Annotated in this window: 11 protein-coding genes and 2 pseudogenes; 4 read left to right on the top strand and 9 right to left on the bottom strand. The window is 56.1% G+C overall.

The genetic code is table 11. The annotated features are described in order from the left end of the window. Window positions 1–233 precede the first annotated feature (233 nt). The 3 genes and pseudogenes from ETW23_RS14240 to ETW23_RS14230 form a co-directional block, all read right to left on the bottom strand. A complete protein-coding gene (locus ETW23_RS14240; protein WP_134830372.1) occupies window positions 234–428 on the bottom strand; it encodes a SlyX family protein in 195 nt (64 codons plus the stop codon). 38 nt (window positions 429–466) lie between these two features. Then, window positions 467–691 (bottom strand): hypothetical protein, encoded by a 225-nt coding sequence (locus tag ETW23_RS14235; RefSeq protein ID WP_134830371.1) that lies wholly within the window; start codon window positions 689–691, stop codon window positions 467–469. Window positions 692–767: 76 nt separating this feature from the next. After that, window positions 768–1,853, bottom strand: a pseudogene (locus ETW23_RS14230) (IS5 family transposase). A gap of 663 nt (window positions 1,854–2,516) precedes the next feature. On the opposite strand from ETW23_RS14230, the pseudogene ETW23_RS14225 reads away from it, so the two are divergent. From ETW23_RS14225 to ETW23_RS14215, 3 genes and pseudogenes are all read left to right on the top strand, one after another. Further along, window positions 2,517–3,660 (top strand): annotated as a pseudogene (locus ETW23_RS14225) (IS3 family transposase). Between the two features lie 96 nt (window positions 3,661–3,756). Then, on the top strand, window positions 3,757–5,073 hold the full coding sequence (locus ETW23_RS14220; protein WP_134830370.1) for a DDE-type integrase/transposase/recombinase: 1,317 nt from the start codon (window positions 3,757–3,759) through the stop codon (window positions 5,071–5,073). Next, window positions 5,060–6,070, top strand: a complete 1,011-nt coding sequence (locus ETW23_RS14215) for a TniB family NTP-binding protein (RefSeq protein ID WP_134830369.1) — start codon at window positions 5,060–5,062, stop codon at window positions 6,068–6,070. The genes ETW23_RS14220 and ETW23_RS14215 overlap by 14 nt, the downstream gene beginning before the upstream one ends. Before the next feature lie 413 nt (window positions 6,071–6,483). Here ETW23_RS14215 and ETW23_RS14210 read toward each other — a convergent pair whose 3' ends face one another. Together ETW23_RS14210 and ETW23_RS14205 are read right to left on the bottom strand one after the other, a co-directional pair. Next, window positions 6,484–7,215, bottom strand: coding sequence for a hypothetical protein (locus ETW23_RS14210; RefSeq protein ID WP_134830368.1), 732 nt, complete (start codon window positions 7,213–7,215; stop codon window positions 6,484–6,486). Continuing rightward, window positions 7,188–7,910 (bottom strand): hypothetical protein, encoded by a 723-nt coding sequence (locus ETW23_RS14205; protein WP_134830367.1) that lies wholly within the window; start codon window positions 7,908–7,910, stop codon window positions 7,188–7,190. Before ETW23_RS14205 ends, ETW23_RS14210 begins: the two co-directional genes overlap by 28 nt. A gap of 140 nt (window positions 7,911–8,050) precedes the next feature. Between ETW23_RS14205 and ETW23_RS14200 the strand changes: the two genes are divergently transcribed. Then, window positions 8,051–9,180, top strand: a protein-coding gene (locus ETW23_RS14200) for an IS3 family transposase (protein WP_134828802.1) whose coding sequence is annotated in 2 segments (ribosomal slippage) — window positions 8,051–8,285 and window positions 8,285–9,180 — 1,131 coding nt in all. Because the reading frame shifts where the segments join, the coding sequence is not laid out codon by codon here. Between the two features lie 230 nt (window positions 9,181–9,410). On the opposite strand, the gene ETW23_RS14195 is transcribed toward ETW23_RS14200, so the two are convergent. The 4 genes from ETW23_RS14195 to ETW23_RS14175 form a co-directional block, all read right to left on the bottom strand. Beyond that, a complete protein-coding gene (locus ETW23_RS14195) occupies window positions 9,411–10,034 on the bottom strand; it encodes a hypothetical protein (protein WP_134830366.1) in 624 nt (207 codons plus the stop codon). Between the two features lie 97 nt (window positions 10,035–10,131). Next, on the bottom strand, window positions 10,132–10,404 hold the full coding sequence (locus ETW23_RS14190; protein ID WP_134830365.1) for a hypothetical protein: 273 nt from the start codon (window positions 10,402–10,404) through the stop codon (window positions 10,132–10,134). Between the two features lie 81 nt (window positions 10,405–10,485). Then, window positions 10,486–11,544: a hypothetical protein gene (locus ETW23_RS14180; protein WP_205879907.1), complete on the bottom strand. Its 1,059-nt coding sequence runs from the start codon at window positions 11,542–11,544 to the stop codon at window positions 10,486–10,488. Continuing rightward, on the bottom strand, window positions 11,541–12,371 hold the full coding sequence (locus ETW23_RS14175; RefSeq protein ID WP_134830364.1) for a DUF3883 domain-containing protein: 831 nt from the start codon (window positions 12,369–12,371) through the stop codon (window positions 11,541–11,543). The genes ETW23_RS14180 and ETW23_RS14175 overlap by 4 nt, the downstream gene beginning before the upstream one ends. Window positions 12,372–12,561 lie beyond the last annotated feature (190 nt).

Below are 12,561 nucleotides of genomic sequence, written 5' to 3'. Positions count from 1 at the left end.
CTAACCTTGAGATTGAAGCGCTATCGGGGATCAGCGGGTCTCGCAAGAAAAGTCCTGGAGTAACGGCGCGGAGCGCCCGGGCCTGCGGCAGCCCGTTCGGGCGGGCTGGCGCAATGGCAAGGCCGGGTGCTCCGCCGGAGAAGTCGTACGGGTTTGGCCGGGATAAACTGCCCCGAACACCTGTCGAGGCGCCAGCCCACGGGCTGCCGCAGGTCCGTCATGACGGGATTTTCTCAGTAGTGCGGCGGGCGTTCGTCGCCAAAGACCGCGCCGCCGGTTCCGTCCTGCTCGCGGGTGGCTTCGCGCTGCATCAGCATGGCGACGCGGCGGGTCAGGGTGTCGATTTCCTGCTGCTGGCGGGCGATCACGTCGCTCATCTCCTCCACGCTGCGGGTCAGATAGGCGATTTTCTCTTCCAGATGCTGCATGGGGCTCTCCTGTGCGCGGTTGGCCTGTCATAGGGGCATTACCTGCCTGGGTCCATGCCGGCATGGACCCAGGCAGCGATTTCATCCGCCTGATGTTCTGTCTGGATCCGGATCAGCTTCACACCGTTGCGTAGAACCTCCAAGGCTCTCCGGTCGTCGAGCTTGAGGTGGAAGAGGTCTGCGGCCGCAGCCCACCGCTCAACCAGTTTGCCCACCGGGCGGTCCATGCGGTCCTGAGCTTCACGCCCAAGGCTGGCCGGCATCAATTCGTTTCCCCTCCGAAGGGGCCTTGTTGCACAAATCGGGGTTTGACCGTAGTTTCCCTTTCCCCGGACGGACTTACCCCACGGGCCGCGTAACAGGTATGCCAAGCGCAGTGCAGCCGTTCAGCACGGCGATACGGACCTGCAGCTCGGCGACTTGGCGTTCGAAGTCTCGTGCCATCAAGGATTGGCCAAGGAGCTTGATGCAATTCATCCAATCGCCGGGAAAAGGATCCCCGGATCCTTTTCTGATCCTCCTCATATCTCGACACGGCTCCGGCGGTGGCAGCCGCTTCACCGTCGCCAGACGGCACGGCCCAAGTACTTCGAGGCTCGCAGCGCTTCGTTGCGGGCGACGGCGCCGGGACCCGTTGGTTTCCAAGGCTTTGCGTTCTTGCGTGGCGGTATGACAGCGGCAGCATTTCGGGCAGCGATTGCCTCGTGGCAATTTCTTGTGCCGCAGGCCCCGCCGGCTGTGACCGGCGCGATGTCCTGATCCGCTCCGGTCTGGTCCAGCAGTTCCGGTAGTATGGGGGCGTCGCCGATATTGCTACTGGTGACATCAACCGCCCGAACTTCCAGCGTTTCCTCATCAATTCCCCTCTCGGGATCATGCTGTGCATGACCCTGACGGCAAGGGATGTGTATCTTGCGCCAGATGCGCCGCTTGGAGCCACCCGCTGCCCGGCAGCACATGCATGGCATGTGCGAGAGGGGGGCTTTCGGGCATTCCACTCACCTTCGCCCTCGGCCTTGATCCCGGTGCTGTCCGCTGCCCGGCAGTGCATCACGCAGTGATGTCACGAGAGGGGATCAACAGGTTCAGCGGGCCTTTCCCTCCACGGTAGGGGATAGCCACGTTCAGCTTCCGTCGGCGACGGCACAAGGGGCTGAAGTCCGGGACCGGCCAGTCCAGCCCGACCAGCCGCAGGAGGCTTTCGGCGAACCCAGCCGTCTGTCGCAACGGCATCGCGAACAGCACCTTCATCGTCAGGCAGGTCTGGATTGCGGCATCGCTGAAGCTCGGCTGCCGTCCCGTCGGCGCAGGCCTCCACACCATGTCGGGATCAAACCACACCGTCAGCGAACCGCGCCGCCTTAGTGCCTCATTGTAAGCCGGCCGGTTCGTGGTCTTGTACTTCCTAGCGGCCCAACTGCTCATGGCTCACAGCTAGCATGCTGGTTTCACGCAGTGAATCCCTCGCCCGATTTTTGCAACAAGGCCCCGGGGTAGGATACTTTGGAGTACTCACGATTTTCTTTGCGGCGTGGACGGCAGAGCTGGCCCCGTTTTTTGATCAATTGAATAAGGTCCTGTGCTCATTTGGCCGCACTCATGGCGGTCACTGTCGACCCGAACTACCATCAAGCTGGATTACCTGCATGGCAAAAGCTGAACTTCATACAGCTGGGATCAAGCGACAGATAGCGGACCAACCTGCCTTTCACCGCAGGTGCGCAATCCTTGTTGCCTTCGCGAAGGCATCAGAAGGTCGGACGGGTTTCCGCACATTCTCTGCAATCGCGAAGCAGCATCTGGCTTGAACAGAAAGCGGCCATTCAAAGTGGGTTTGTTCTCGCACATACAACGTCTAATTCCCGGTTTGATAGTACACCTAAACTTTAACGACGCAGTAGCCCAGCTTTAGCTTCCATAATTTGGAATGTAGCTTCACTTAGCGGCGCGGCTCGTTGCCAGAGCCAGCATCTCTAGAAGCTTTTGAGGCACAACAAAGATGGTAACCCTGAGCTACCCCTGAATTTCGGACACTGACGTAAGCTGCGATTTGCTGTCTGCTGATCTTCGACGAAGAGGAGATCAGAGATGTCGAAACGGAAGAACCATTCGCCCGATTTCAAAGCGAAAGTCGCGCTTGAGGCTCTGAAGGGCGAGCGGACTGTTGCTGAGCTGGCGAGCCAGTTTGGCGTTCACCCAACGATGATCCACAGCTGGAAGCGGGCTCTTCTGGAGGGCGCGTCCGGCGTGTTCAAGCGCGGCGGCAGGAAGCCCCAGGAGATTGACGAAGAACAGGTCAAAGAGCTGCACGCCAAGATTGGGGAGCTGGCCGTTGCCAACGATTTTTTGTCACGAAAGCTCAAACCGTGGATCGGCAAGTGAGGAGGAAAATGATCGAGCCTGCCAATGCCAATCTGCCCATTAGCAAGCAGTGCAAGCTGCTGTCGATCTCGCGGTCGTCGTTCTATTATCAGCCCAAAGGCGAGACGGCTCTGAACCTGATGCTGATGCGCCGGATCGACGAACAGTTCCTGGAAACGCCGTTCTTCGGTGTGCGGCAGATGACTTGGCATCTGCGCAATGAAGGTCATTTGGTGAACGAAAAGCGGATCAGGCGGCTGATGAGGGTGATGGGGCTCATGCCGATCTACCAGAAGCCCAACACCCGCTGCCCGGCAGCACATGCAAAGCATGTGCGAGAGGGGGCAGGGCTGCGAAGGGGCACAAGACCTACCCCTATCTGCTGCGTGGTCTGCGGGTGGGGCGCCCGAACCAGGTCTGGGCGGCGGACATCACCTATCTGCCAATGCGCAAGGGGTTCCTGTATCTGGTGGCGATCATTGACTGGCACACGCGCAAGGTGCTGGCCTGGCGCATCTCGAACACGCTGGAAGCGGACTTCTGTGTCGAGGCGCTGAACGAGGCCATCCACAAGTTCGGCCCGCCCGAGATCATGAATACAGATCAGGGCAGCCAGTTCACGTCCTTCGCCTGGACGGACAGGCTGTGGCGATCCGGTGTGCGCATCTCGATGGATGGCAAAGGCCGGTTCCTCGATAACATCTTCGTCGAGCGGCTTTGGCGGAGCCTGAAATACGAATGCGTCTACTTGCATGCTTGGGAGACCGGATCAGAGGCGAAGGTCGGCGTCGGAAAGTGGATCGAGTTCTACAACCGAAAACGCCCACATTCCGCCCTTGGCGGCAAACCCCGGCCGTGGTCTATTGGCTGAGAAAACACAAAACCCAACCCGATCAGCAGGAGCAGAGAGTAGCTTAAATTACGCCAGAACCTGTCCAACAATTGGGGAGTAGCTCAGTTTCACCTGGTGACCCTCGATACGACGCGCGAGCAGTACAACCAGATGACGGAAGAAGAGCGTAAGGCCGTCAAAAGAGTGCGCCGTTGGGTAACTACCCTGATTGATGTTGCAACACGGTGCATTCTTGGCTTCTCGATTAGCAGGACTCCCAATGAACAAGCATCCTTGGAGGCCCTGCGAATGGCCTTTATGAATAAGACCTATCTGTTTCGGGACATTGGCATCACAGGTGCGGAGTGGGATTACTGTTGCCCTATCCAGCAGGTGTCCAATGACAACGGAACGGAATATGGCAGAGATCCGTTCGGAGGTGCAGCGTTCTCGCAGGCCGTGCGGCATTTGGCAGTGTCGCATATGAATACAGTGGCGGGGGTGTCATCCCTGCGCGGGCACATGGAGCGCTTCTTCTGGACTTGTGATCTGAAGTGGGCCCGCTATTTGCCCGGGTACACGGCCAATAACCCTCAAAATCGAAATGACCGAAAGCCTGGTGAGGAGGCCTGCATCACCGATGATGAGTTGCACGCTATGTTCGTGGCGTTCATTGCCGAGTACCACAACACGCCGCATCGTGGTTTGAATTTCCGTACTCCTGCAGCGGTCTGGGACGAGTTGACTGAAGGGCAGACCTACGACTACGGCCAGATGCCATCCGCGTCGCAACTTCGTGAAGCCTGCGGCTTTTACACGGATGCCAGCGTCTGCGAAGCCGGGATCAGGTACGCGGGTGCAGTTTATTCCAATGAGTACACCCGCAATCAGCGCAAAGCCCGTTTGGTTGACCGCATCGCTAAGCCTGGGGAAAAAGTCGAGATTAAGGTTGATCCTTTCGATCTGGGTGCAATCACGGTCCTTGCGAAGGGCGAAATGATTTCAGTCAGCGCTCGCGATCCGCAAATGCATGGCAAAACGCTGCGCCAGTGGCAAACCGAGAAGCTCATTCGCAAGCAGCGTGCCGAGGCTGAAAATCTTTCCCGGAAAGGCGCCAGGGACGAAGCCTGCAATCTTTGGGAAAAGATGGCTTCGTCAATCGCGCAGAACGCGGATGTGGGTCTGTCTGGCTATTCTCAGGCTGAAATCGACCGCGCTGCTCTGGAACTCGGTTTTGGCAAAGGACAGCATGAAAAACCGTATATCGGGCGCGATGAATACGTGGACCCTGTCCACGGAGGTTTCGAGATCGGGGGCGGCGAATTTGTGGAAGAAGCCCCCTTCGTGAGGAGGCGGAAACTGACACCCCGACCAGCATGGACCGATTTCGGTCTGCAGCGCGAAACCGCAAACGCAAAAAGAAACCGGAGTTGGAATAATGACCATTACTGAAGGCGATCTGGCGGACTTCAACCAATACAGTGATACTGCTGAGCAAATGGTCAGCCTTGAGGACTATTTCGTGAAAACTCAGACGTATTGGGATTTTCGGGACCGGGTTTTCAAAGTGCTTGCTGCGCGTCAGGCGCGTCTCAAGGCGGGCAAGCACGAGTTGAAAGGCGCAGCTCTTATCGATCCCGCAGGTGCCGGTAAATCCCGGATCGTCAAGGAAATCATCCAAGAGTATCACGCTTTGACTGAAGTTTGTGGCAGTCAAGAGTTCGGTGCGCAGATCGTCAGCGTGATCGTTCCTGGGCGTGCATCCGTGAAAGATACGCTGAAAGAGATCCTCCGAGTCCTTGGCTATCCAGTAAAATCTAACCGTGATGAAGACTATCTCACGCAGAGGGTGATGTTTTTCATGAAGAAAATGGGCGTGGCTGCTCTGCATCTTGACGTGGTGCAGGACAGCGGGCGCTACAAAACCAGCGATAGCATTGAAGTATTCAGCAAGCGGTTTCGCAACCTCATGCAAGATAGGGAGTGGCCGGTTTGCCTGATCATGACGGCAACGCCAGAAGGAAAAACGTTGATCAACCATGATCCGACGCTGACCCGCCGCTTGCGCCCAGTCGAGATGAAGCCGATGAGCTTCAAGAATGACAGTATCGTGCTGCGTAAAGCATTGGCCGAACTCTTCAAAACCGCGGGAATTTTGGATACGGGCCTCTTGGCTCAAGATGAGTTCATCAAAATTCTGATTCACGCTGCTGTCGGCCGGTTCGGTGTTGCTATGGAGATGGCCATCGAGGCAATCGGGGAATGCCTTGATGAGAAAAGCCGTGAAATCGACATGGGCTTCTTTGCGGACGCCTATTCGGAGAGGATGGATTGCGATGAGGAGTTGAACCCCTTTGTTGCGGAAAACTGGAGTGCCATTGATACTGGCACCGCCTTGCAGAGATACGGGGAAGAGCGCAGGAAGCGGCGGCGGCCCAAAAGCAGCTGACCTTCGCCATGTTTTCCAAACCGAACCGCCCCTAGGGGCGGTTTTTTTGTGCCCAGACTTCAGAACAGCATTTGAATTTTCTTGGTCAAGACGGTCTGGACTTGCCGGAGAACGGTCTGGGCGTGTCGGAAGGCGGATTTACGTTTGTCGCTTGGGGATCTAAGTTATTGAAATTAAACAACCCACAACGCAGCCAAGACGTAGTTCTGGTGTCGGACGTCAACAACCAACTGTGAAAACCAGCATCAGTTTGCAACTCGAGAAAACCAGTCCAAATAAAATCAACCACTTACGGCACCAATGGGCCACAATATTCGAACTACTTTGCCATTTTGACCAGCAAAAGTTTGCAACTACCCAGCCTTCGGCCACAAAAAAAGCCGCGCAAAGCGCGGCCTCGGTTCGGTGCTTTTTCAGTCTTGGAGTACGGCGAAGGCAACCCCCCGTTTGAAAAGGTGTATCTTGATCTGCTCTGGATCCCGGACTGGACCAATGTTATTTTCGCGAAGTTGTTTCAGAACTTGAGCATGATGAAGCCCTGAAATTCTGACCAATTCTCCCAACGTCGCATATGTTCTTTGGAACCAGTCGACCTCTTCGTGAGAATAGCGCATCGGCGCGCCAAGTGTGCTTGTTCGAGGTTTGGGATTCAAAAACGGCTCTCCCTCAGCTCCTTCGCTCAGCCGCTTCATTGCGACAGGGCTGATCCTCAATAGTTGCGCCAGTTCACCTCGTCCCATCCGAGTGTCCGGATCCGGAAGCTTCTCGATGACCTCTCCCGGATCAACATGAACCGCAGAATACCCCGACGATCCTATCTCAACCTCGACTCTTTCAAGCCTCCCTGAAAGGAGTAATTTGACAATCTCACGCGTCGGCCGCCCGGAAATCTCAGCAGACTTGGTTATGGAGCGCACTCCCTTCGAAAGCCGAGGAACAGACCGTGCTTTGCGACTAAGTTGCCCGAGGAACTCCTCGACAGAATACGGATCAATGCAGGTCGCAGCTCCACCCTTCAATGCTGCTTTGCCAATGACACTTTTTATGAACCCCTCGCGTATGAGCATTTGAGCCTGCAAGCGTGTCGCATTCAGACGGGTTTGAGCCTCCTTGACAGTTATTGCCCGCAAAAGAGATGCGGCCACAGCCTCCCCCTTTGGGCATCAAAGATATTTTTGTGGAGATCTGACCTCGCCCCCCCAATTAACCCGCGCAATACGGCAACTCGCCGAAGCGTCGCTGGATGCAAGCCGTATTTTTTTGCCAATGATGGCACCGAATGAAAACGCCGTTTTTCAACCGTATGCCCAAGAAGAACTGTGCCTGGCTCAATCGCCATTGTCTCCAGTATGTGATCTCGAAGAACCTCTTTGATCGGTCCCCAGTCTTTGCCAGAGCGACCAAACTGCAACCATTGATACAGCCGTCCGAATACGGCCTGTGGCCCAGCGTTACCACTTGGGTCGGGGTGTCTCTTTTGGAGGTCGCGAAAGAACTCCTGGATGCTTGCCTCTCCACCTTTGGTAATCTCAAAGCCCAGTCGCCCGGCAGCATCCCAGTTGTCAGACGTAAATTGGTTCAGGTTAGGCGTTGCTCCCCACCCCGCTAAAACACCAACCATTTCGGAAGTGCGAGCGGCCTGTTCGATAGTTTGCGCGTCAAGCCACGCTGGGCCGCTATTCCCCTTGAACCTATCCACGACGTATACTTGAAGAGGCGATACCTTTCGCGATTGAGCATTCGCAGCCAATATTTCCAGTTCATGCCCATGGGGTGCGATATCTGAGAGATTTCTGAGAACGTCATCCCATTTCTGCTTGCGGTGTTGACTGAGTGACAAACCATGCCGCTCACACGTCCTCATAGAGCTCAGCAGCCATGGCCACCTACCAACTCGCGAGGCTGCTCGCGCCTCGTTGGACCTGCTTCACTTTTGTTCCGGTTTTCTGCGAGCAATGCTCGCCATAGAGGAGACCGGAAATGGCACCCAAACACAGTGACGATTTCAAACGCGAAGCGGTTCGGATCGCGACAAGCAGCGGGCTGACGCGTCGCCAAGTCGCGTCGGATCTGGGGGTCGGCCTTTCGACCTTGGGCAAATGGATACGTCAGTTCTCGGACGATCCTTCTACCGCGACCCAGGATTCTGAGCTTCGGCGCGAGAACGAACGCCTACGCAAAGAAAACCGCATTCTTCGGGAGGAGAGGGAGGTGTTAAAAAAGGCGGCAATCTTCTTCGCGGGTCAAAAGCAATGAGATTTCAGTTCATTGCGGATTACCGCGGGGATTTGCCACGCAGCCATTTGTGTCGCCTGATGCAGGTGACGGATCGTGGTCTTCGGGCCTGGCGGCACAGGCCGCCGTCACGCCGCCAACGTCGGGATATGGTGCTCTTGGCGCATATTCGAGAGCAGCATCGCTTGAGCCTGGGCAGCTACGGTCGTCCGCGCATGACGCAGGAACTCAATGAACTGGGCATCCATGTCGGGCAACGCCGTGTGGCGCGGATCATGCGTGATAACGGCATCCAGGTGCTGCGCAGCCGCAAGTTCAAGCGCACGACCGACAGCAATCACACCTTCAATATCGCGCCCAACCTGTTGCGTCAGGATTTCACCGCAAGCGCCCCGAACCAGAAGTGGGCGGGAGACATCACTTATATTTGGACCCGCGAGGGATGGGCCTATCTTGCTGTGATCATCGACCTCTATTCGCGACGGGTGATCGGCTGGGCCCTGAGCAACCGCATGAAACAGGATCTGGCCTTGCGCGCTTTGGACATGGCGATTGCCCTACGAAAGCCGCCCCCGGGCTGCATCCACCACACTGATCGCGGCGCCCAATACTGTGCCCACGAGTATCAAAAGCGTCTGCGCAAGCACGACTTGGTGCCGTCGATGAGCGGAAAGGGAAATTGCTATGATAATTCGGCCGTCGAGAGCTTCTTCAAGTCGCTGAAGGCCGAATTAATCTGGCGCCGGACCTGGCAGACCCGCAGAGAGGTCGAACTGGCCGTCTTCGAATACATCAACGGCTTCTACAACCCACGCCGACGGCATTCGGCCATCGGCTGGAAATCACCCGTGGCTTTCGAAAAGATCGCCGCCTAACATGAGCTACACACCGGAACGAAAACGGTGCAGGTCCATACATCGCACAGCCTGTCGCAAATCCCCACGTCGCTGAGCACCATACAGTGACACGGTTCTGTTTCGTCGGCGTGATCAAGGTCGACGGCATTTGTCTCTGTTAAAAAATCCCAAAATCTTGCAGCCGATCGAAGCAAATTGACGCCTTGAGGCCAATACATGGGCCACTATCAGACCATCATCTGCCCCCTTCAGCCCAACTCGCCAAGCGCGGCACAGTTTAGCTGCATCATCCCCGCCCGGTGAACGGTCTCGCTTTGTGACAGAGCCTTGTATATGCGGTGCAGTCGTCCTGGATTGACCAAGCCATCATCTGAGAACGCAGACCACACCAGTTGGTCGAAATCTTCAATTTTTGGACCTTGCCTACCAAGCAGCCGGTCCAGCCAAATTTGATCAAATTCTGGAGCATCTGACACGAGAACACGTCGACCGACTGCTTCAAGCAACCAGTGCGTTACGGTGTCTGCATCGTCAGCAGCCTCGATTTCCTGCCGAGCAATCCCATGGATTTCTGCGCTCTTCGAGTTCCAATCAGCCATAGACCAGTCTGATCGTGGTTTAATCAACTTGCTTTGAGTAATGACCTTTCGGCCATCTAACCAGGAGATACCCACTTCGATCGGCCATGAATTTGAGGAAAGGCTCGAAGCTTCGAAGTCAATGAAAACAGGTCCAGGAAGCTTTACAAGCTCACCATTTTCATCAAGGCCGACACTTCCGCCAACCGCCCGCAGCCGGTCGAAGAACGCCAGTTCATTCGAACCGGGTTCCTCCAGGTTCGTTTGGAGATTATCGAGTTCAGATTTATCCATTGCCCGAGTCTATAACTCGCAGGGTGCATATGGAAAGTTCCCTATGTGCCTACCCAACCATCGATCATACTTCCTGTCCCTTCAAGTTCTTGCAAAATCAATCGGTTGCATCATCCTTTCGGGATGCTGCTTTGTTAGACCCTTTGGATCCGTTATGGTCTACCACGAAGTATTTGTCGCCGTTTTGGGGGCGGCACTTGGGTGAGAACCCAACTTTCTTCTTCGCCAGCCCAGGGCCCTTAATGAACGAATTCTGCACGCGCAGCTCAGATGGGCTGATTTCTCCAGCATCCAAGCGTTCTTCATCCTTGGCACGACTAAGGGCCTTCGCTACGGCTCGATCTGAAAACCTTAAGGACTTTTCGCTCATGAACAGTCCGTACCACATTGCCGCATCTGGAAGAAGCTGCAGCCGATGTGCAACCTTGCTCAGCTTGTAGGCGGCCCTTGCCTATAATTCGTCATCGATCGAAAGCCCCGGACGGCCACCAGCGCAAGTGGGACAGCGTCGCTGAAATATGTCAGAGCCGTTCACGCCGTAGCGTTCGCCGCAGCGCCGGCACTGGATGATGTAAACGACCTGGTTGTGGTCGTTGCCAGGCAGGTCAGTTTTTCGCAAGACTTCCTGGTTGTTGCGATTGATAAAGCCCGGCCGGGTCGTCTTGGCTGACGTGGTGCTTCTCTTACGCTCCACCGGCTTCGCCTTATCTGCCGGTGGCCAGGCAGAACCGAGTATCCACCCCTCCACCAATGCTGTCGCGGCAACAGGCGCTGGCTCAGGGGCCGCAAAGGCTGCCGCCAGATCTCCGTCTTGATCGGCTTCCTGCAGCCAGCGGGCGATGGAATACGCATCATGCTGATCACCAGTGCGCTCATCCCTCGGGTACTTTGCGCTCCAAAGGCGCGGGTACGTTTCAGCGATGACCGAAGCACCAGCATCAGGACACCATCCATCGAAAGGCCAGAAATGCAGGCTGGGTAGTGCCCTGCGGAGATGCCGTAGCCAAGGAATCCCGGCGTGGGTGGACTTAGCCACGGAGCCTTGGACGTCAAAGTGGAATACCGACTTCGCTGATCTCGTGGCCTCCTCGGTGAGGCGACGCCAGCGACTATCTCCCTCTCTGGCCGCACCATTTCCGACATTGCCGTGCCGCACGAAATCGACGTAGGTGTGAGCTTGGTCTGTCGGCCAGTGCGCGCAAAAATCTTCGAGGAAGCTGTACCAGTCCGGCTCCAGCGAATGACGCTCGAAGTAGCGGATTGGAAACGAAAACGCGTGATCAATACCAACGATTGTCGGTACACTACCGTCCAGCTGGTTCGCCAGCCAATCAGCGAGCCCACGCCTGGTCCAGTATTTTTTAGGACCAGGGGGAGGAAGAACTTCCTGCGCCCTCTCATCGTCAATGGTCTGGTAGACACGTAGCCCCTTGAGGCTCGCCTCTGCGGTCTCTGCTCCGGAATAGTCAATCCCAATAGTCCGTTTGAACATGCGCGACGGATTGGTCATTGGAAGTTTGCCTGAAAACTTGTTGCTGTGAGTGAGACATGCGCATCGAGAGGCGGGCGCAACTCGAACGCTTTTGGCACGCGCGCGAAATTGTACAGCCGGAACAAATACCAGTCATCGCGCCGTTCCTCGGCAACTTCAAGCTCATTGCGGGAAATGTGGAAGGGTGTCCTCTCCCACCCATTGGTAGTCTTCACTTCGATCAGGCGTTCACGCCCTTCGGTTGTGAAACTGGAGATATCGTAGCCGACACCATCCCCATCCTCTTTGGAGACCCAGCGAACACGCCGCGCCAGATCTTCACGGCCGCTTTGGCGAAGGATTTGACGTTCGTAGTGGAATACGCGTTCTTCGCCCGCGAACCCCAGGACTCGGTTACGCTCATCCCTGCCCGCCACGTCAAAGCGTCGAGCAACGCGCTGTACCTGCTCCACCTCATCCGGAGGCGGAGCATTGCGCAGCGTTGGCGCGATCCCAACAAAAAGCGCATCCAGCTCCGCCATCTGCCGAGATTCCTGACGATGCAGTCCGATTTCCCAGTCCGGGTGCCGCGCCAGCCACCTGGAAGCAGCCTCGGCAAGTGACATTTGAAAATTGAACCGAGGCTTATAACCCTTGATGATCGGCAAACCGAGCCCGATGCATACCGCAGACACGTTGCACAGCTTGAACTCGATCGAACCATGGCTACGCGCAATCTGCTCCTGTAAAATCCTGTTCCGCGCCGCCTTGTTATAGTGGCGCCCTGACACCTCCGTGCCAAGCATCGTAAAGTAGGACGCAACTACAGCGTCATTTTCAATATCTGACCAATCACCTGAACTCATGCGGCCAGGGTAAGTCGGGTCCGGTCAAATGTCATCGGCAATAAAGGACTTTCAGAAAGCCGTGCCTCGGGCTTAAGAGATCAATGCGACAGGGGCAGCTGACATGGCTACATCCGCGAATGACCCGACACTGATTTTCCTGGGATATTCGAGCGCTACGACGCAGCTTACAGCGAGTTGAGTTTGGGAT

It is taken from the genome of Leisingera sp. NJS201, from assembly GCF_004535885.1.
Taxonomy (GTDB): domain Bacteria; phylum Pseudomonadota; class Alphaproteobacteria; order Rhodobacterales; family Rhodobacteraceae; genus Leisingera.
This window is presented reverse-complemented; position numbering and strand designations above follow the sequence as displayed.

Coding starts and splice junctions, on each gene's coding strand:
- ETW23_RS14240 (WP_134830372.1), bottom strand. CDS start 428: ATGCAGCATCTGGAAGAGAAAATCGCCTATCTGACCCGCAGCGTGGAG.
- ETW23_RS14235 (WP_134830371.1), bottom strand. CDS start 691: ATGCCGGCCAGCCTTGGGCGTGAAGCTCAGGACCGCATGGACCGCCCG.
- ETW23_RS14190 (WP_134830365.1), bottom strand. CDS start 10,404: ATGAGCGAAAAGTCCTTAAGGTTTTCAGATCGAGCCGTAGCGAAGGCC.
- ETW23_RS14180 (WP_205879907.1), bottom strand. CDS start 11,544: ATGACCAATCCGTCGCGCATGTTCAAACGGACTATTGGGATTGACTAT.
- ETW23_RS14215 (WP_134830369.1), top strand. CDS start 5,060: ATGACCATTACTGAAGGCGATCTGGCGGACTTCAACCAATACAGTGAT.
- ETW23_RS14195 (WP_134830366.1), bottom strand. CDS start 10,034: ATGGATAAATCTGAACTCGATAATCTCCAAACGAACCTGGAGGAACCC.
- ETW23_RS14175 (WP_134830364.1), bottom strand. CDS start 12,371: ATGAGTTCAGGTGATTGGTCAGATATTGAAAATGACGCTGTAGTTGCG.